The organism is Shewanella basaltis, from assembly GCF_023283885.1.
Classification (GTDB): Bacteria; Pseudomonadota; Gammaproteobacteria; order Enterobacterales; family Shewanellaceae; genus Shewanella; species Shewanella basaltis.
The window spans coordinates 253,868-273,940 of record NZ_JAKILA010000003.1; the positions used below are offsets into that span (position 1 = coordinate 253,868).

Here is a 20,073-nt window from a genome sequence, read left to right on the forward strand (position 1 = left end):
TTAACTAGGACGTGGACTACCTAAATAATTACTCTTCTAACCATAACCAAGCGGTTACACCACGAGGGTAATATTTACTCGCCGATATTTTACCTGCAACAATTTGGTCACTCCATGCCCAGTAACTTAATTCTTCATCGGTTAACCAAGCAACGTGTATGCTATCGGCTAATGCTGTATTCGATGCAAGGTCAATTTTTAATATTTTACGGGCAATAAATTGTGATAAATAAATTTTACTTAACCACGAGTTCTCACTGGTTGAAGATAATTTCCAACCGCCATTTTCAAATAAACAGCCGTTATTTATAACAACATTAAAATGCTTAGTTAATGCATTTATTAGTGCCTTCGTCGAAGGGCGCTGTTCTACTTCATGCAAAATGCCGGAAAAGTAGGGGAAAACAAGCCCCTCAATCACAGGTATGATCTTTGATTGGTTGCTACCGTCTAAAACTGCGGCAATAAAACCTTGCTCGTTAATAGATGAATATAAGGTATTGGCTAATAAATCAGCTTGTTTAATGGCGCTATCTGCTAATGAATATTTGCCTAATTGCAAAAATAAACGATGCATTAATATGTAAGCAGCCCAAGTTTTACTGGCCAAATAAATATTACGGCATGCTTGGCCTAAAGATGCATCTAAAGAGTCATAGGTGGTAATTTCTTCTATGGTTCTACAACTGTTAAAGCTCATTACACCATCTCGGGCCGAAGCGAGCGGATTATCTCGATTGACTAAACTATTTAAACACGCTTCAAAAATATTCAGTTGTTTTTCAGCCCAGTCGAAGTCTTGTATTTTAAAGGTGTAAGTACTAGCGCAGCATATCCAGTTGACTAATTGCTCACAGGTCATGTGTGAGAATAAGCCTTTATTGCCATAAACTTCATAGGCTGAATGTTGTGGTTTAGCAAACACATTTGCCACACCCATATCATGACAAAAACTGAGCCCACCAGTATACTTGTTACCATCACCGTTATGTATTTCATCCTCATAACTGTATCGCTCAATAAACATTTCAAGCACATTTTTGACCACCCATGGATTCATCTTGAGTTCAAAAAATAGGTGGTCAGCTGTCAAATCAAGGGTATTCATCATTCGATATTCCCCTTCATTAACGACCCAAAGCGGCTTATGTTGAATGTCTAAGAGCTGTGTGCTGCCATAGTAACTTCGAGTGGCATGGATCAACATGAAACGCTGGTCGTCTGAAAGTTGAATATTATCAACCAATGAATCACTTTTTTTCCACTTATTAATAAGTGCTAAATGGTGTTGTTTGGCGTAGCTTGCAACAGCTTCAATTGTCGTAAAATATCTATTGTAAAAATATTGACTCGCAAGTCCACTTGTTACCACGCCTGAACGATGAAAACATACGGCAAAACGAAAGGTTTGTGTTACACCAGCTGGAACTGTGAGTAAAAATGCTTTGGTTGTTCCAATAGAGAACTGATTAGCTTCGGGGGAAGTTGAAAACAAAATATGCTCAATTGATAAGCCGCTTGCCGTCACGATTTGGGTAGATAACTCACTTTGATGATTACTGTCACAACTGACAATTGCAGTACCATTTCCTTGAGCTATTCCGATTAGCTCGCTATTTGAATCTTGTAAAAAACGCATGGCGGAATAGGGATCATTACCTTCGTAACCAAAAAAGGCCATTCTTTGATGTTGACTGTTGGTGTTATCTACCGTCAATTCAACAAATACTGCTGGTAGTAGAACCTCTTTGAGTTCAGACTCACTTGCTTGAGCTGGATCTTCGATACTCTCAACAGGTGAGATGATTGAAAACGAGAGTTCGTCAATACGCCAAGTATCTGTTGCCATTTGGTATTGACGTTCAATATCTTGTTTGTTGTAGCTTTTAAGATATTTGCTATCGTCATATGGCTTATCGTCAAAATTGGCAAAATCGGCTAATTTATTTTGAGTCGGTTGGAAGAACGGTAACGCGGTAAATTCATTTTTAGCGATATCTTGAAGTCCAATGTAAATATTTTGATTGGCAGGTTTTCCAAGCTCCTGACCAATCCCGCCTTTTGCACCAGGAAATCCTAACGTAAACGAGGCAAAAGCACCTATTGGGGAGTGATGTGCATTAAAAAAGTTATTCATAATATTCAACTGTCAATTAAGTAGAATTTAAAAATTTGGCCACGGTAAGTGACACGTCTATTTGTATTTTAAGTTAGCGTCTATTGATCAAGTAGAGCAGCAAGTACATAAACCAGAGGCGCATTCCAATTTATAGCAACTTCATTAGTTGAAAAACTGCACCAATCATCTAGATAAGCACTAGCAGAATGCTGACTTGGATAGACACAACCATCCTGATTTCCATTATGTGGACCGCCAACCAACATGCCCGGAATAGGGGAATCAATACCATCACTGGCACTGATTCTATGATGTGGAAACAGAGGAGTTTTGTTACCATAACCAGTGACATATGAATATCCTGTAGGATTACGGCCGAGGATATAGTCTACATGCTCTAATGCCACTTGCTTATATATAGCCTCTTTTGACAAACGGTATGCTTGTAGAAGCACTAGTGCCTTGTTTAGTACCACAGCATTACTGCCCCAAACAAAATCAGCTTCAACCATGGCAACTCGATAAGGATTATTTTTATGCTGAGCAACAATATTATTGGCTAATGCTAACTGAGCTTCTTTTAAGCTTTGATATAAACTCGGTTCAATATCTTCTTCACCTATTAGTAATAATGTACTTGTTGCTAAATAAGACACATTAGCCCATGACGGTACCGATGGCTGCTCTGCTGTTTCCATATATTTTTCAAGGTATTTAATCTTTTTGGTGGTCATAAATAACTCTGAAGCAGCCCAAGCAAACTCATCGTTAAATGTGTAATCACCATATTCACCACTAGTAACATCCAGTGGTTGACGATATGGCTGATTTTCATTTTCAAGTGCCCACAGCCATGCTTTTTCTGCCGCTTTTAACCATTGCTCACTTTTGCCCGGGAAGGTACTTTCATAAGGCTGATAGATACGACTTGCCATTGACAATATTGCCGCAAAATCTAGTGCTGCAGCTGTCGACTTACCAATAACATAGCGGTCTCTGGTGTCTTCATCTGGCATCTCTAATCCAGGCCAATCTAAAGTGGTCAGTTTGTGGTAAACGCCTCCATCAGGAGATTGCATAGTGGTCAACCATTCTATATTCCATAAAACTTCATTGAGAATGTCTGGTACACTATCGGCAGATTCAGGAATATTAATCTCTCTATCTCGATAGAAAGCGGGGAAGTGCTCATATGCGGCAAGTAGGCTGTAAGTCGCGATACCTGAATTTACCACGTATTTTCCATAATCACCTGCGTCGTACCAACCTTTGGTTGAAGGAAATGTTGAACCTGCAGGTTGTTGTGTACTTGCCGCAGAGGTGTGAACCATTACCTTATCATCACTATGTCCTTCATTGCGGGACCATTGATCAGCATAAGGATATGTTATCGCAGTGCTTGCGCGATTGAAGTAGTAAAACTTTAATGCTGAATCATGTAGAGCTGAATAAACGTTAGTGTTAATGTTTATAATACTTGAGTCTTCTAACCCGTTAACTCTTATAATATAAGAACCTTCGGTGCTAAATGAGGAAAAATCAGCTTGCTTAAATTTATCATCACCAGCAAGTGGCCAACTTAATGCGGCTGATAATGTGCCAGCAAATACAATATTGCCTGATGGCATAGATACCAGTGTAAACTCTGCTTGATTCGTATTCGGTACAATGGCTATCTTCACTGCGTTGGGTAAGTATCCCAGTTGATTTAATTTAATCTTTGCCTTACTAATCGGCTCTGGTGGTAATTGAGCTTGATTGACTTGAGGTTCTTCTTTTCCATCACTTCCACCTCCACATGCACTTACAAAAAATGTTAGTAAGATAAGTATAGAATAATTAATATGTCGCATATGTTACCCTTGGTAATGTTAATGTTCGCTTCGAGCGTTAATTAATGATGAAACCAGTGCCGATCGTTATTGTTTACATTTAACATGGGCAGAATAAGGATCTAAATAATTGGCATTTATAGCATCGGTAATGACCGAATTGGCTTGAGTAGCATCAGTTCCGCTAGATACTAATTGAACATTTGTTACCCGTACTTTGGCTGCGTGTTTACTTTCAAGTGCAAAGGGCGAACTCATTCTTTCAAACTCAACACCGGCATTAGCAAAACACTGCAAATCGATGAATACTGTATTCCAACTCCGTAACGATAATTTACTTAACAAAGGTGTTATATCTATTTCTCCACAGAGCTCACCACCACAGCCCATTTTAACCAACAAAGGACCAGTAGGAAGATCTTCAACACGGATCTCAAAAGTGAGTTTGCTGTTATTATAGAGATAGTTAGATAAGTCCTCTCGGAACCAGTTCGATCCAACTAATACAGCCACATCATTGTTACCATCCCAAGTAAACTCTCTGGCGTCTCCTTGAATGTTTTTATCAGCTTCAATCATTGAAAAACCGTCAATCTGTGTAATGGCTGTGTTTATATCCGTGGTGACGCCATTAGTACGCAACTGATATTGCCAATTATCATTAGTGCGTCCTCGCATAACGATATATGGGGAGTCTTCATCAACGCTCATTGTAAAGTCATTTTCGGTGTTGAGTTGAGCAAGGTTTGATGTATCTTTGTAAGTTAATCCATAGCCATATGGAAACAGCGGTTTGTAATTTTTATCGAAACGATTTAAGACAACTTGCGACGCATATTGAGGCCACGAAAATGAGAGTCTGCCTGTAAAATCATGTAGAATTTCGTCATTGTTATTTTTAAATAACACATCTGCTACTCCAATCCCTTCACTACCAGGAAGCCAAGCCGCTACAAAAGCATCGGAAGCATTTATCTCACGATTAACCCATAAGGGTCTGCCAGATAGAAAGACACTCACAACCTTAATTCCTTGAGCTTGCAGTGACTCCAGCAGTTTTGCATCGCGATGGGTCTGTTGCTGGTATGCAATTGACTTAATATCTCCAATCCACTCTGCATAAGGCTCCTCGCCGAATACCACAATTGCGACATCAGGCTTAGTATCAAAACGGCCATCTGGGCTGAGAGTAACGGAACCGCCGCCAGCTTCTACAGCTAACTTAATACCATCATAAATTGATGTTCCTCCAGGAAAATCTGATTTAACATTACCTTCACCGGTCCAACTAATTGTCCACCCACCAGTCTGTTTACTCATATTTTCTGCACCGTCACCCGCAACAAGTACTTTGCTACTCGGACTTAGTGGGAGTATGTTGTCATTGTTTTTTAGTAACACAAGTGATTCACGAACAGCCTGTCTAGCGATATTCCTGTGTGCAGTAGAGCCCAAAAATTCAATTTTGTTAGCATACTTTCTTGTTGAAGGTAGCCCTTTGTCGAATAACCCAGAGCGTATTTTAACTCGTAAAATTCTTCGTACCGCGTCATCGATACGAGACATAGGAATCTCACCATTATTGACTTGCTTTACGGTATTGACGATAAAAGCCTGCCAATCTTCAACGACCATAAACATGTCTAAACCAGCGTTAACCGCTTGAGCGCAACTATCATTAGTACAACCTGGAATTTTGCCATGAGAATTCCAATCTCCAACTATAAAACCGTCAAAATTTAATTTACCTTTAAGTACGTCGGTTAGCAGGTATTTGCTGCCATGTAATCTATTACCTTGCCACATATTATGGGAGGCCATTATACTTTGAACCCCTGCTTGAATTGCGGGAAGATAAGCTGCTGCATGTTGCTCAATTAAGGCTTGTTCTGTATCAATATTGTTACCTTGATCTATTCCATCTACAGTGCCACCATCTCCCACCCAATGCTTAGCAGTAGAGTAGATGTGGTCTTCATTTAAAAACTCATCGGTTGATACTTTGCCTTGGAGGCCCTCAATCATTTCCTTGGCGTATTTAGCAACAATTTCAGGGTCCTCAGAGTAACTTTCATAGGTGCGTCCCCATCTATCATCACGAGCTACCGCCAATGTGGGGGCAAATGTCCAATCAATACCTGCGAGCAAGACTTCTTTAGCTGTTGCTTCGCCAATTTGATGTATTAATTGGGAGTTATTGGCTGCACCTAAACCAATATTATGTGGGAATAAAGTTGCACCAATAAATTTATTATTACCATGTACGGCATCGATACCATAGGTTACGGGAATGGCTAACGCGCCATCAGAGGTATCCATTGATGCCAAATACAATTTGTCCATAAATGCAACCCAATCACTCACTTTAGCGGCCCTATTGCCATTTAAAAAAGTACCGCCGCCATTGAGCACCGATCCTAAATGATACTTTTTAACATCTTCAGCTGTGACCCAAGTGATTTCTGCCTGCACCATTTGTCCAACTTTTTGTTCAAGTGACATTTTGTTAATCAAGGTGGTAATTTTATCTTCAATCTGAGGATTTTTTTCTATAGGTGGTTTTAATTCTGGCCATAATGTTAAATCATTGGCAAAGGCTGTAGAGTTCAAACTACTAACTAGAAAAGACGTTAACAACACGATTTGCTTTACTTTATTCATCACTAACCTACGACAAAAGATACTGTTAGAGAATTGTTGTATAAATTTTAAAGTAAATCGTTCAAGTTATTGTATTTGGCGTTCAACCTTACGTAAATTCGAGTATTTGAACGCTTTGATACTCAAATTATGTAAAAGAATCAGGCATATTTGTACATGAGAAGCCTGAACTAGCGTTATCAAGAGCAAACACGCATAGAGTTACAATTAAAGGTTGTCGTTAGATCTGATTTGATAAAAAATTATAAATGGTCATCCATTGGCTAAAAAGTTATGTATCATTGCATTTAGACCATGGTTTTACACTAAGTCAGTTTCAAGGAAGGTAACTGCTACTATACGTAATTTTAAAATGGTTTGTTGATTACGTTATGGATTCTGGGGGGGGGGCGAAACAGTGAACATTTTGCTAACACTTTTAGTATGTTTTAACAACTGTATTTGTTCAGTAAATTATCGCGTCACGATTGAAGTTAACCAGTGTAGTGGCATGGTGAGCGAAAAAAACACACTCATGTGGCAGCCTTGGTCGGGGGCGTTAATGTTTGAATGGCATTAGTCAATCAAACATTTCTAAATATAAAAAGAACTGTGATATTCAATTTCGAATAACAGTCAATAGGGTCATACAAGTAAATGAAAACAGTCTTATTCAATACACATGATTTAGCATTAATTTTCACTATATTTTTATGTCTGCTCTTTTCTCTTTTTTTAGTTACTCTAAAAAAAGGTAAGCGACTTAGCCATATGTTATTGGCCACATTTTTACTGACTCAAGCTGCTATTCCTCTTGATAACTTGATTATATTCGGTGAAGCTTTTAGACCTTTTGCATTACAACTTTCTCCTAATTTATTTTACACTTTTGGTTTAGCCTATTGGCTTGAAGCTCCTTTATTATTACTGTACATTCGATCGATCATTTATAAAGATTTCAAGCTGAAATTAAGAGATGGGATATATTTTTTACCTTTTATTTTGTTTAGCATCTATTTTACTTCACAATGGCTAATACTTGATAATGGTGTAAAGTTATCCATTTTGATTGGTGAGAGCCTCCAAACCACACCTATTATTGACAGAGTTCTTCATGTGGTAAGGGAATTTTTGCGATGTGTGTTTAGCATTCTTTGTTTGATAGAATTACATAGATACAATAAGCACATAAAGCAAGAGGTTGCAGACATTGAAAGTGTAGATTTAACCTGGCTAAAAGTGCTGGTTATTGGATTCTTTGTCATTCATATTAACGCAATTTTCGTGGCAATAGCTATTGTGATGTCATATAACATTGGCATTATTGTTGACCATGAGACGCTAGGATTAACATCAAATTATGTTGTACTATTTCTCATCACTGGTTTAGTTTTTTTTAGTGCGGGTTATTCGACTATTTTTAAAGGCTTCAGAGATGATTTAAAAGCTAATGAGCATGAAGACAAAGAAATCCACTTTGACCCACAACAAATAGAGTACATAACGCAATACATGACTTCGAATAAACCATATTTGAATCATTTGCTTACTTTAGAAAATTTGGCAAATCAACTACACATAGCGCCTCGTCAGTTATCTACAATTATCAATCGTCATTTTAATAAAAATTTCTTTGAATTTATTAATCATTATCGAATTGAAGAAAGTAAAAACTTACTTAAGTATATGGATAATCGTAAAGCAACTATGCTTGATATCATGGACATGGCAGGATTCAATAGTAAAGCTACTTTCAATACTTTCTTTAAAAAAGTAACTGGGGTTACCCCAACAGAATACAGAAAAAATTATTGGAAAGGTCAGAATAACGATGTGTGAGCATCTTTATATATACAATTTCTAAAACAGTTTTTACATGTTATTGAGCTGGTTTGGCTTATGTAGCGATGATTTATAATTGGTTCGTATAAACTCAGTGTAAATTGTGAAAGCTAGTTATAGCAATAACAGTAATTGAATCAACACTTCAAGGATGACGCCATCTTTGTGCCTTTTTTTCATTAACTTATGAAGTAAAATGTTGCGAAAACTGTAGTTTGAAAGCTCATATTCTTGTACCTTCCTAAACTCTTATGCAAAATTATTTTATTCGCTGAAGCCTACCTTGTATCACATTTTCACATTCAGAGTGACGTTCAAGTATTGTGTCAACTTTTACTTGAACGTTCAAATTAGTCAATTACGGATTCTTTGTCGAAAGGAGTTAATTAATACCGCAAGATATTTTTTTTATCATAAACAGTGTTTAACAATATGAATAATTATAATTTATTACTGGGACTTTCCTTAAGTGTATCGCTAACAAGTTGTACAACTGATATTGATATCAAGCAACATCAACCGAACAATGAACTAGTGTACAAAAATGAGTCATTACCTATTGAACAAAGGGTTAACTTATTAGTTGAACAGATGACACTGAAAGAAAAAGTTAGTCAGTTATTTGATAAATCGCCAACAATCGAACGGTTGGGTATCCCTGAATATAATTGGTGGAATGAGGCTTTACATGGTGTAGCGCGAGCAGGAAATGCAACAGTTTTTCCTCAGGCAATTGGGTTAGCTGCTACTTTTGATGAGGATTTAATTCATGATATTGGAAATGCCATCTCTGATGAAGGCAGAGCAAAGCATAATGCATTTATTGCTGAAAACAATCGGTCTATGTATACCGGATTAACATACTGGTCACCCAACATCAATATTTTCAGAGACCCAAGGTGGGGGCGTGGTCAAGAAACTTATGGAGAAGATCCATATTTAACCAGTCGTATAGGAATAAATTTTGTTAATGGTTTGCAAGGTAATAACGATAAGTATTTTAAATCAGTTGCAACTATTAAGCATTATGCAGTACATAGCGGACCTGAAGTATCTCGCCATAGTGATGATTATACCGCATCTGCCAAAGATCTAACAGAAACCTATTTATATGCTTTTAAACATGTCATTGCAGAAACCAATGTTGCGTCGGTAATGTGTGCATATAACAGTGTTAATGGAACTCCAGCTTGCGGTAATAATGAGTTAATACAAAATAAACTGCGTGGCGAATTTAAGTTTAATGGTTATGTGGTTTCTGACTGTGGTGCGATTGCCGATTTCTACGACAGAAAATCACACAATGTCGTAACAAGTGAAGCTGAAGCTGCGGCGATAGCGTTGAAAGCAGGAACCGATCTTAATTGTGGCGATCATCACGGAAACACATTTAGTTTTTTAACTGAGGCTGTGAAGAAAGGTTATGTCACTGAAGATGATATTGATGTTGCAGTAAAGCGTTTATTATTTGCTCGTGTGAAATTGGGAATGTTTGACCAGTCTGAAAATGTTCCATTTTCAAACATATCAAAAGAGGCTGTTGGTTCTCAGGCTCACTTAGCTTTAAGCCAAGAGGCTGCAGAAAAGTCGTTAGTTTTGTTAAAAAATAATGCGCTATTACCATTGAAAGGCGACGAAAAAATTGCATTAATTGGTCCAAATGCAGATAACCAAACGATATTAGTTGGTAATTATCATGGCACGCCAATTAACCCCGTTACGCCAAAGCAAGCATTAGAGCAACGTCTGGGTAAGCAAAACGTTTTGTTTTCTCCTGGCTCAAGTTTGACATCAAACATTTATACGCACTTTAAACCTGTGTCAGCCGATCATTTTTTTCATATTGATCATGCTGGAAAACAACAACCAGGGTTAATTGCAGAATACTATCCAAGTAATCATTTTGATATTCAACCGACAAAAAGAGTCATTGAAGAAAACATTGACCATCAGTGGCTACGTTCTCCAATAAATAACGATATTGAACAGGAATTTGCAGTTAAGTGGCGCGGACTATTTACACCACTGGAGACAGCTGATTACCTTTTTAAGGCCACTAATTTACGTTTTACATTAGATGGTAAAAATGTAGATGGTGCGATCACCTTACATAAAAATAAGCTGTACGAATTTACCGCTGAAGCTAAATTTAATCACTATTGGCACAGTAATGTTATTCAACCAACTGCCAGTTTATCCTGGTTAAATAACTCTGAAAACCTCACTGATAATGCACTGCAGGCTGCAAATTCGGCAGATGTTGTGGTGTTTGTGGGTGGTATTAGCGCTAATTTAGAAGGTGAGGAAATGCCACTTGAGTTAGATGGTTTTTCACATGGTGACAGGACACATATTAATTTACCTGCAAGTCAGCAATTATTACTTAAAAAATTAAAAAAAACAGGTAAACCTATAGTGCTGGTTAACATGAGTGGCAGTGCTATGGCGCTTAATTGGGCAGATAAAAACGTTGATGCCATTATTCAAGGTTTTTATCCAGGTGAAGCAACTGGAACGGCATTAACTCGATTGTTGTATGGCGATTACAGCCCTTCTGGCAAACTCCCAATTACTTTTTATAAGTCAGTTGACGACTTGCCAGATTTTAAAAACTACTCAATGCAAAACAGAACCTATCGATATTACCAAGGTGAAGTACTATACCCATTCGGCCATGGACTAAGTTACGCCGACATTCATTATAACAAATTAGATCATAATTTTGATACAGAAACGAATGAGCTAATACTTAATGCCAGTTTATCTAATTTGAGTAACTTTAGCGCAGATGAAGTTGTACAAGTCTATTTGAGTATGCCTGACGCACCTATCATAACGCCGCAACGACAATTGGTAAGTTTTAAACGCATAACAATAGACGCAAAATCCGACAAGATGGTTGAAATGACTATAACTCGAGATAAGTTAATGTATGTTGATGATAATGGGAATGCTCAATCCTATAAAGGCCGGTTAATTGTGACAATGGGAGCAGGACAAGGAATAAAAATGTCAAAGAGTAGTTATTTAACAACAGAAATACTATTGCCTCAATAATCAATTTCAGGGAATAAAATGATGACAATAACAAAAAAATTAACCGCAACGTACGATTTATCTGCCAAAGATGCTCATTCTAGTCAAGAAAACCTACTTCAAATATTCTTAATCGCTGGAGTAGCTACTATAGGTGGATTTCTATTTGGGTTTGACAGTGGGGTAATTAATGGCACGGTTGATGGCCTTAAATTGGCCTTTGACTCTGACAGCGTGGCAACAGGATTTAATGTTGCTAGTATGCTGTTAGGTTGTGCTTTGGGAGCATTTATTGCTGGTCGAAGTGCCGATATCTATGGCAGAAAAAGCATTTTAATTGTGACCGCAGTACTATTTATCATTAGTGCTTTGGGTTCTGGAATAGCCACATCATCATGGGAGTTTGTTTTTTACCGATTATTAGGTGGTTTAGCTGTTGGCGCTGCATCGGTACTCACACCAGCTTACATCAGTGAAATCGCCCCAGCTCGTTTACGAGGAATGTTATCGTCTATTCAGCAAGTTGCGATTATTTCTGGTTTATTTATCTCATTTCTAAGTAACTATACATTAGTTAAATTCTCTGGTTCATCATCAGCAGAATTTTGGTTAAATATTGAAACATGGCGTTGGATGTTTTGGGTTGAACTAATTCCTGCAATATTATTCTTAGTTACGTTATTTTTAATTCCTGAAAGTCCGCGTTATTTGGCGATTAAAAATAACGAAAAAGGGGGCATAGCTGTATTAACAAGATTGATTGGATCGCACAAAGCTCAGTCACTTTGGCAAGACATTAGATTATCTTTAGACGCGGAACATCAACCTAAATTATCTGATGTATTACAGCCTAATACTAAAAAGTTGAAACCGATAATATGGGTAGGTATCGGACTAGCTGTTTTACAGCAATTAGTTGGTATCAATGTGGTCTTTTACTACGGAGCGGTATTGTGGCAAGCAGTCGGATTTTCTGAAACTGACTCACTTTTGATTAATATAATCAGTGGTGGTGTGAGTATACTTGCATGCGTCATTACCTTGTTTTTAATAGATAAAATTGGACGTAAACCTTTTCTGTTAGTCGGGTCTTTAGGCATGTGTTTCTCCTTGATTGGTTTAGTGGTGTCTTTTGCAAACGGAACAGTTGATGCGCAAGGACAATTGCAACTCGCAGAGTGGGGATTTTTAGCATTAGTTAATGCTAATTTATACGTGTTCTTTTTTAACTTATCATGGGGCCCGGTAATGTGGGTTATGTTGGGTGAAATGTTCCCTAATCAAATTAGGGGATCGGGTCTAGCCATTGCTGGTCTATCTCAATGGATAGCTAACTTTGTTATCACGATGACGTTCCCTCTATTACTAACCAGTATTGGATTAGCAATAACTTATTCTATTTACACTCTTTTTTCCTTTATCTCAATCATCTTCGTATTATGGTTTGTGGTTGAAACTAAAGGTAAACAACTCGAAAGCATGTAGAGTTTTACAATTAACTTTGGTTAAATAGTAAGCATGATGGCCACAACTATAACGATGTGGCTATCAATTTCACTAATGTAACCTAAGACGCCAAAACAAAGTTCAGGTATGCTATTGGATTAAGTATTGCTCTTTATAACTTTCCATAATACTTCAAACGTTATTCATTTAGGATGTGTATGAAAGGTAATTAACAAATCTCGTTCCTTAAAATATTATTGCTAATAAATCAAGCAGTTTTATTAAATATTGTGAATAATTACAGGCTATAACGAAAGAAAATAATTCTAAACTAGCTTGAAGTATCAATTGAAGCGAGCATAAATGTTGATTATGCTTTATAAAATATTGATTAACCAGCAGATAGATACTCATTGCTCATTGATAATTTTATCTAGTCATTTTTAAACTTTGTGAGCTCTTAAATAACAGTAATAATTTTTTCGTTGAAATCCAGGGTAGGTTCAAAGCGAATTTGGTAGTTGTAATAACGAATAGTGTAAATGAATGGGTTAACTAATGAGCTTGTTTGAATAAGTTAACTAAAAATATCAAGAAAATTGTATTTAGGCACAACCGAAATAATAAAGAAAAGGTGTAAGTTATTGATATAAAACAAGAAATGGTACACCCGAGTGGACTCGAACCACCGACCCCTACCATGTCAAGGTAGTGCTCTAACCAACTGAGCTACGGGTGTATTGTTTGAATTTCAATGTTTAGACTCTTTGAAAAGAGTGGTACACCCGAGTGGACTCGAACCACCGACCCCTACCATGTCAAGGTAGTGCTCTAACCAACTGAGCTACGGGTGTATTGTTTACTTTTAACAAAATCTAACTGTTTAGACTCTGTCAGAAGAGTGGTATACCCGAGTGGACTGCTTTCTACATCGAGAATACGGGCCCCTACCACAGCTTTTAAAATGAGTAGGTAGTGCTACTCTTTTTTACCAACTGAGCTACGGGTGTATTGCTTTTTAACAACACAAATTATGTTTTGCTTCAAAGCGGTCGCTATATTAAGTGGGATAGCCTACCGCTTGCAAGTAAAAAAATCATTTTTATGACTAAATGGTGATTTGCTGTGCAACTTGATTCAAGCTTAAGCAATGAAACAGCGTAAACCTTAAAATAAGTAGTTCACATTAGCCAATTTGTTGAAACTCATATCCTTTCTTTTGGATATACTTTAACCTTATTGCAAATAGTATTGCCGCTACAGTTAATCCTGCAATTAAGCCAATCCAAAATCCATGTGCACCAATAGGCTCGATAATGAAGTGGGTATAGCCTAAAACATATCCTGTTGTCATACCAACAAACCAATACGAAAAGAGAGTGATATAAAATGCGCTGCGGGTGTCTTTATAACCCCTTAAAGCGCCTGCTGCGACAACTTGTACTGAATCTGATATTTGATAAAAAGCCGCTAACATCATTAGGCTGCCAGCTAATGCGACTACTTCTGGATTATCATTATATAACATGGCAATTTCATGCCTAAAGGTGACAGTTAAAATAGCCGTACAAACTGCCAATGCTAATGATAAGCCTAAACCGACTTTTGCAACTAGGGCGGCGATTTCTGGTTGTTCTCGACCAAGGTAATACCCAATTCTTATTGAAACCGCAATACCAATTGATAATGGCAACATAAATACAATTGATGAAAAGTTTAGCGCTATTTGATGGCTGGCCACAACATTAGAGCCCAATGGCGCAAGGAATAATGCAATCACCGCAAACAAGCTAACTTCAAAAAATAAAGCCATCGCGATAGGCATCCCAAGCTTTGTCATAGACCACATGTTAGCTAAATGAGGGCGGTAAAAATGTTTAAAAGGCTCAAGTTCTTTAAATGTGTTATCAACTAACATATAAATTACCATCGCGGCTAACATGGCCCAAAACACCAACGCTGTAGCCACACCACATCCAGCACCACCCATAGCCGGTATACCAAAGCCACCGTATATAAAAATGTAGTTTGCCGGTATATTTACAGCTAAACCAATGAATCCAATTACCATTGTTGGCATAGTATAAGAGATCCCTTCGCTGCAACCTCTTAATACCTGGTATAAAACAAACGCTGGAGCGCCCCATAAAATGGCATCGATGTATCCCACCGTTAATGCATGAAGCTGCGGTTCTAGGTTCATTAAATCGAGTAAATAGGTTGAAGATGCGAGAAAGATCATCACTCCTATTGCCCCTATTATGGCAATATAACCTGCCTGGAAAATGAGTGAAGGAATAACACCTTGATTATTAGCGCCATGGTGTTGAGAAAACACAGGCGTAAAAGACATTAATAAGCCTTGCACAAATAAAATAGCAGGCAACCATAAACTTGTGCCTACAGCAACCGCAGCCATGTCTACGGCGCTAACTCGGCCCGCCATGACAGTGTCAATAAATCCCATCATGGTTTGCGTTACTTGGGCAATAAGTACCGGAAGCGCTAATTTAATTAAGCGCTGAATTTGAAAACCTGTATTATTCATCAAAAAGCCTATTACGGAACGAAAGAAATATGTTTACTGGTATAGTTCAAGCCACTTGTGAGGTGGTATCAATTCAACAAGCAGCAGGCCTAAAAACCTTTGAAGTCGCAATGACACCAGAGTTAACAAAGGGATTAGTAACAGGTGCAAGCGTAGCCAATAATGGTGTTTGTCTTACGGTAACCAAGATACTAAATGATAAGGTTTTTTTTGATGTAATGGAAGAAACATTAACGCTGACAAATTTAGGGCAAACGCAGGTGGGCGATAACGTAAATATAGAGCGCTCACTGACATTTGGAACCGAAATCGGTGGTCATATTTTGTCTGGGCATATTCACACGCAGGCTCAAATCAAATCGATAAGTAATACCGCTGAGCATTACAATATTGAGATAGCAATAGCGCCTAAGTGGATGAACTACATTTTTTACAAAGGGTTTATTGGTATTAATGGTTGTAGTTTAACTGTAGGCCAGGTGAGCGATACAGGATTTATGTTGCATCTCATACCAGAGACACTCAAATTAACTAACTTAAGTCAGTTTAGTGTCGGCGATAACGTCAATATTGAGATTGACAGTCAGACACAGGTAATAGTGGATACCGTTGAACGCATTTTAGCAAAAAAGCAGCTTACTGATAGATAAAGCGGTGCTATGTGCTCACGCTATTGGCCTAAACATAGTGTGAGCACCTTAGAAAACAAATTTAATAAATTTGTTCGTCATCAGAATCAACATGCAGTTCTATCATGCGGCGGTTATCGTCTAGGTGCATACGGATATGGATAGGGTTACAACAAATACGGCAATCATCGTAGTATTCCTGATCGCCAGCACTTGCATCGATAGTGATATGTTGATGATGACCGCAATGCGGGCAACAAATTGCGCGTGACAATAATCTCATTGTATAGCCTCCCACGGTTGTCGTTAACATTATTATAGTGGGAATTTTTTATTGTGTTTTAATCGTGACCTTGATCTTTTGTGTTGAATTAAATTGAGTCTAGATTTATTCAATTTAGGTTTGTTTTGATAATTAATTTTAATTCAATGACTTAAATGTTCTGGATGTTTCACTCAGGATGATTGGTTTGCTATCACTATAATCAGCGTTTGGTCCGCACTAACGATAAAGTCTTGTAAATTAGGTACATTATTTTAGTCAGTCACATTGAGATCTGAACGTAAATTTTTTGGTTAAAAAATCAAATTAACTAAAACGGCGAAATATTACCGTTATTAACTTCACTGTGGTTGCGCCATAAACCGCTTATCACATAGAATACCAGCTTACGTTTTTGGGTAACTAAGACTCCTGTACTGTCTTGATTTCATTAACGTGTCTCTCGTTCCAAAAGAACATACATTATTACCATGTGGCCCTACGTGTGGGTCACCACTGGACAAGGAAATTTCATGCCTATTATTACATTGCCTGATGGTAGCAAACGTGAGTTTGCCAATCCTGTATCCACTCTTGATGTTGCATTAGACATTGGCCCAGGTTTAGCGAAAGCCTGTATTGCTGGTCGTGTTAACGGTGAGCTTAAAGATGCAACAGACCTAATCACAGCAGATTCAGAGTTAGCTATCATTACGGCTAAAGACGACGAGGGTGTTGAAATCCTTCGCCATTCTTGTGCACATTTATTAGGTCACGCGATCAAACAAATGTGGCCTGAAACAAAAATGGCGATTGGCCCAGTTATCGACAACGGTTTTTATTACGACATCGATTTAGAACACAAATTAACCCACGAAGATATCGAAGCGCTAGAAAAGCGCATGCTAGATTTAGCTAAAACGAACTATGATGTGGTTAAAAAAGTGGTTTCTTGGCAAGAGGCTCGCGACACCTTTAGCGAGCGTGGCGAAGAATATAAAATGGCTATCTTAGATGAAAACATCAGTAAAGATGCCACTCCAGCGCTTTATCACCACGAAGAGTACATTGATATGTGCCGTGGTCCTCATGTGCCTAACATGCGTTTTTGCCAACATTTTAAGTTAATGAGTATTGCTGGTGCTTACTGGCGTGGTAACTCTGAAAACAAAATGCTACAGCGTATTTATGGTACTGCATGGGCAGACAAAAAAGCGCTTAAAACGCATTTAGTGCGTTTAGAAGAAGCGGCTAAACGCGACCATCGTAAAATTGGTAAGCAACTCGACTTGTATCACATGCAAGAAGAAGCGCCTGGCATGGTGTTTTGGCACAATGATGGTTGGAGTTTATTCCTAGAGCTTGAAAAGTTTATTCGTCAGAAGTTAGGCCAATATACTTACCAAGAAGTAAAAGGCCCATTAATGATGGATCGTTCTTTATGGGAGCGTTCAGGCCATTGGGATAAATACTCAGAAGCAATGTTCACAACAAACAGTGAAAGCCGTGAATACGCAATTAAACCGATGAACTGCCCAGGCCACGTACAGATTTTTAACCAAGGGTTGAAATCATATCGTGACTTACCATTGCGTATGGCAGAGTTTGGTTGTTGCCACCGAAATGAACCATCGGGCTCTTTGCATGGCTTAATGCGTGTGCGTGGCTTTACCCAAGATGATGCGCATATTTTCTGTACCGACGATCAGGTACAACAAGAGGTCAGTGCCTGTATTCAAATGGTATATGACACATACGCCACATTTGGTTTTGAAAACATTGTGGTTAAATTATCAACTCGTCCAGAAAAACGAATTGGTGATGACGCCATGTGGGACCGCGCAGAAGAAGCGCTTAAGCAAGCATTAGCCGCAAATAATATCGAATTTGAGATATTACCAGGCGAAGGTGCGTTTTATGGCCCAAAAATCGAATTTACCTTACATGATTGTTTAGATCGTGCATGGCAATGTGGTACAGTACAGCTCGATTACGCATTACCAACTCGTTTAGGGGCAACATATGTCGCAGAAGACAATAGCCGCCAAACGCCGGTAATGATCCATCGTGCTATTTTAGGCTCGTTAGAACGTTTCTTAGGTATCTTGATAGAAGAATACGCAGGTAAATTCCCAACATGGCTTGCTCCAATGCAAGTTGTTGTAATGAATATTACCGATAAACAAGCTGATTATGTTGAAGAAATCGTTAAATTCTTCAAAGAACAGGGTATTCGAGCATCTTTTGACTTGAGGAATGAGAAAATAGGCTTTAAAATACGCGAACACACACTAAGACGTGTGCCTTATTTGTTGGTCGTTGGTGATCAAGAAATGGAAAATAAGGAAGTCGCGGTGCGTACACGTGACGGTATTGATTTAGGCAAGTTAAAATTAGAAGATTTTGCCTCTAAGATACGTCAACAAATTTCGCTCCGTAGTCTCAAATTGTTGGAGGAATAGGTCATAAAGATCAAAAGAACAGCAGGGCGACAGCCAGCCCCTAATAGAATCAATGAAGAAATCACTGGTGTTCCTGAAGTCCGTTTATCGGATTTAGAAGGTGAATCAATTGGTATCGTTAGCATTAAAGAAGCTCAGAGTATTGCAGATGAAGCAGGTGTCGATCTTGTAGAGATTAGCCCTAATGCTGAGCCTCCTGTCTGTCGCATAATGGACTACGGTAAGTTCCTTTTTGATAAAGCTAAGGCTCAAAAGGAACAAAAAAAGAAGCAGAAACAGGTCCAGGTTAAGGAAATTAAATTCCGTCCAGGCACTGATGAAAACGACTATCAGGTAAAACTACGCAACCTGATTCGTTTTCTAGAAGATGGGGACAAAGCGAAAATTACGCTGCGTTTCCGTGGTCGCGAAATGGCACACCAAAACTTAGGTATGGATCTTTTGAACCGTATCAAAGGTGATTTGGAAGAGTATGCGGTTGTCGAATCTTTCCCGAAAATGGAAGGTCGTCAAGCAATTATGGTGCTAGCACCTAAAAAGAAATAGTAGGGCAACCTAAAGTAGCAAAAGTCTCTTGAGGCTTTTGCTCGCCTTACGTTTATTAACGTCCCAATGCGGAGTTTTAGAAATGCCTAAAATGAAAACAGACAAGGGTGTACAAAAGCGTTTTAAGAAAACCGCTAATGGTTTCAAGCGCAAACAAGCACACTTACGTCATATTTTGACCAAGAAGAGCACTAAGCGTAAGCGTCACTTACGTGCTAAATGTTTAGTTGCTAAGTCTGATGTGCCAGCAATTGCACGTCAACTACCATACGCTTAATTAAAGGAGATATGAACAATGCCTAGAGTTAAGCGTGGTGTAACCGCTCGTGCTCGTCACAAGAAAGTACTTAAATTAGCTAAAGGTTATTATGGCGCTCGTAGCCGTACTTACCGCGTTGCTGTACAAGCAGTAACTAAAGCTGGTCAATATGCTTACCGTGACCGTCGTCAGAAAAAACGTCAATTCCGTCAATTATGGATTGCACGTATTAATGCGGCTTCTCGTCAAAATGGTCTGTCTTACAGCCGTTTCATTAACGGTTTGAAAAAGGCGTCTATCGAAATCGATCGTAAGATTTTGGCTGACATCGCTGTTTTCGACAAAGTTGTATTTGCAACATTAGTTGAAAAAGCAAAAGAAGCATTAACTAAGTAATGAGTTAATCGCTTTGGAAAAAGGAACCTTCGGGTTCCTTTTTTTATGGTTAACAT

The 20,073-nt window shown here is 38.3% G+C and carries 13 protein-coding genes and 2 tRNA genes; 8 read left to right on the forward strand and 7 right to left on the reverse strand.

From position 1 onward, the window contains the following. Positions 1-28 precede the first annotated feature (28 nt). The 3 genes from L2703_RS04285 to L2703_RS04295 all read right to left on the reverse strand — a co-directional run bounded on the left by L2703_RS04285 (position 29) and on the right by L2703_RS04295 (position 6,612). On the reverse strand, positions 29-2,137 hold the full coding sequence (locus L2703_RS04285; RefSeq protein WP_248969896.1) for a glycoside hydrolase family 52 protein: 2,109 nt from the start codon (positions 2,135-2,137) through the stop codon (positions 29-31). A gap of 80 nt (positions 2,138-2,217) precedes the next feature. After that, complete coding sequence (locus L2703_RS04290) at positions 2,218-3,972, reverse strand: glycoside hydrolase family 9 protein (protein WP_248969897.1); 1,755 nt, start codon at positions 3,970-3,972, stop codon at positions 2,218-2,220. Positions 3,973-4,038: 66 nt separating this feature from the next. Next, positions 4,039-6,612 carry a glycoside hydrolase family 3 protein gene (locus L2703_RS04295; RefSeq protein WP_248969898.1) on the reverse strand — a complete coding sequence of 858 codons (2,574 nt, stop codon included), beginning with the start codon at positions 6,610-6,612 and terminating at the stop codon, positions 4,039-4,041. A gap of 636 nt (positions 6,613-7,248) precedes the next feature. Here L2703_RS04295 and L2703_RS04300 point away from each other — a divergent pair. The 3 genes from L2703_RS04300 (at position 7,249) to L2703_RS04310 (ending at position 12,954) form a co-directional block, all read left to right on the forward strand. Then, positions 7,249-8,430, forward strand: a complete 1,182-nt coding sequence (locus tag L2703_RS04300) for a helix-turn-helix domain-containing protein (RefSeq protein WP_248969899.1) — start codon at positions 7,249-7,251, stop codon at positions 8,428-8,430. Between the two features lie 435 nt (positions 8,431-8,865). After that, positions 8,866-11,490: a glycoside hydrolase family 3 C-terminal domain-containing protein gene (locus L2703_RS04305; RefSeq protein WP_248969900.1), complete on the forward strand. Its 2,625-nt coding sequence runs from the start codon at positions 8,866-8,868 to the stop codon at positions 11,488-11,490. A 21-nt stretch (positions 11,491-11,511) separates the two neighbouring features. Next, complete coding sequence (locus L2703_RS04310; protein ID WP_248969930.1) at positions 11,512-12,954, forward strand: sugar porter family MFS transporter; 1,443 nt, start codon at positions 11,512-11,514, stop codon at positions 12,952-12,954. Positions 12,955-13,577: 623 nt separating this feature from the next. Here L2703_RS04310 and L2703_RS04315 read toward each other — a convergent pair. From L2703_RS04315 to L2703_RS04325, 3 genes are all read right to left on the reverse strand, one after another. After that, positions 13,578-13,654 (reverse strand) — tRNA-Val (locus tag L2703_RS04315). A 38-nt stretch (positions 13,655-13,692) separates the two neighbouring features. Then, a tRNA-Val gene (locus L2703_RS04320) sits at positions 13,693-13,769 on the reverse strand. Between the two features lie 332 nt (positions 13,770-14,101). Then, on the reverse strand, positions 14,102-15,463 hold the full coding sequence (locus L2703_RS04325) for an MATE family efflux transporter (protein ID WP_248969901.1): 1,362 nt from the start codon (positions 15,461-15,463) through the stop codon (positions 14,102-14,104). A 29-nt stretch (positions 15,464-15,492) separates the two neighbouring features. Between L2703_RS04325 and L2703_RS04330 the strand changes: the two genes are divergently transcribed. Then, on the forward strand, positions 15,493-16,113 hold the full coding sequence (locus L2703_RS04330) for a riboflavin synthase subunit alpha (protein WP_248969902.1): 621 nt from the start codon (positions 15,493-15,495) through the stop codon (positions 16,111-16,113). Between the two features lie 61 nt (positions 16,114-16,174). Here L2703_RS04330 and L2703_RS04335 read toward each other — a convergent pair whose 3' ends face one another. Continuing rightward, positions 16,175-16,375: a CPXCG motif-containing cysteine-rich protein gene (locus L2703_RS04335; protein WP_188740315.1), complete on the reverse strand. Its 201-nt coding sequence runs from the start codon at positions 16,373-16,375 to the stop codon at positions 16,175-16,177. A 512-nt stretch (positions 16,376-16,887) separates the two neighbouring features. On the opposite strand from L2703_RS04335, the gene thrS reads away from it, so the two are divergent. From thrS to rplT, 4 genes are all read left to right on the forward strand, one after another. Then, the gene (thrS, locus tag L2703_RS04340) at positions 16,888-18,816 is read left to right on the forward strand and encodes a threonine--tRNA ligase (protein WP_248969903.1); all 1,929 of its coding nucleotides are present in this window, start codon (positions 16,888-16,890) and stop codon (positions 18,814-18,816) included. A gap of 3 nt (positions 18,817-18,819) precedes the next feature. Further along, a complete protein-coding gene (gene infC / locus L2703_RS04345; RefSeq protein ID WP_248969931.1) occupies positions 18,820-19,362 on the forward strand; it encodes a translation initiation factor IF-3 in 543 nt (180 codons plus the stop codon). An 82-nt stretch (positions 19,363-19,444) separates the two neighbouring features. Then, positions 19,445-19,639, forward strand: coding sequence for a 50S ribosomal protein L35 (rpmI, locus tag L2703_RS04350; RefSeq protein ID WP_011865828.1), 195 nt, complete (start codon positions 19,445-19,447; stop codon positions 19,637-19,639). Between the two features lie 18 nt (positions 19,640-19,657). Next, the gene (rplT, locus tag L2703_RS04355) at positions 19,658-20,017 is read left to right on the forward strand and encodes a 50S ribosomal protein L20 (RefSeq protein ID WP_011637486.1); all 360 of its coding nucleotides are present in this window, start codon (positions 19,658-19,660) and stop codon (positions 20,015-20,017) included. The last annotated feature ends 56 nt before the right edge of the window (positions 20,018-20,073 follow it).

Bases quoted from the DNA above. Each gene is read 5' to 3' on its own strand.
- L2703_RS04285 (WP_248969896.1), bottom strand. From the start codon at position 2,137: ATGAATAACTTTTTTAATGCACATCACTCCCCAATAGGTGCTTTTGCC.
- L2703_RS04290 (WP_248969897.1), bottom strand. From the start codon at position 3,972: ATGCGACATATTAATTATTCTATACTTATCTTACTAACATTTTTTGTA.
- L2703_RS04295 (WP_248969898.1), bottom strand. From the start codon at position 6,612: ATGAATAAAGTAAAGCAAATCGTGTTGTTAACGTCTTTTCTAGTTAGT.
- L2703_RS04300 (WP_248969899.1), top strand. From the start codon at position 7,249: ATGAAAACAGTCTTATTCAATACACATGATTTAGCATTAATTTTCACT.
- L2703_RS04305 (WP_248969900.1), top strand. From the start codon at position 8,866: ATGAATAATTATAATTTATTACTGGGACTTTCCTTAAGTGTATCGCTA.
- L2703_RS04310 (WP_248969930.1), top strand. From the start codon at position 11,512: ATGACAATAACAAAAAAATTAACCGCAACGTACGATTTATCTGCCAAA.
- L2703_RS04325 (WP_248969901.1), bottom strand. From the start codon at position 15,463: ATGAATAATACAGGTTTTCAAATTCAGCGCTTAATTAAATTAGCGCTT.
- L2703_RS04330 (WP_248969902.1), top strand. From the start codon at position 15,493: ATGTTTACTGGTATAGTTCAAGCCACTTGTGAGGTGGTATCAATTCAA.
- L2703_RS04335 (WP_188740315.1), bottom strand. From the start codon at position 16,375: ATGAGATTATTGTCACGCGCAATTTGTTGCCCGCATTGCGGTCATCAT.
- thrS (WP_248969903.1), top strand. From the start codon at position 16,888: ATGCCTATTATTACATTGCCTGATGGTAGCAAACGTGAGTTTGCCAAT.
- rpmI (WP_011865828.1), top strand. From the start codon at position 19,445: ATGCCTAAAATGAAAACAGACAAGGGTGTACAAAAGCGTTTTAAGAAA.
- rplT (WP_011637486.1), top strand. From the start codon at position 19,658: ATGCCTAGAGTTAAGCGTGGTGTAACCGCTCGTGCTCGTCACAAGAAA.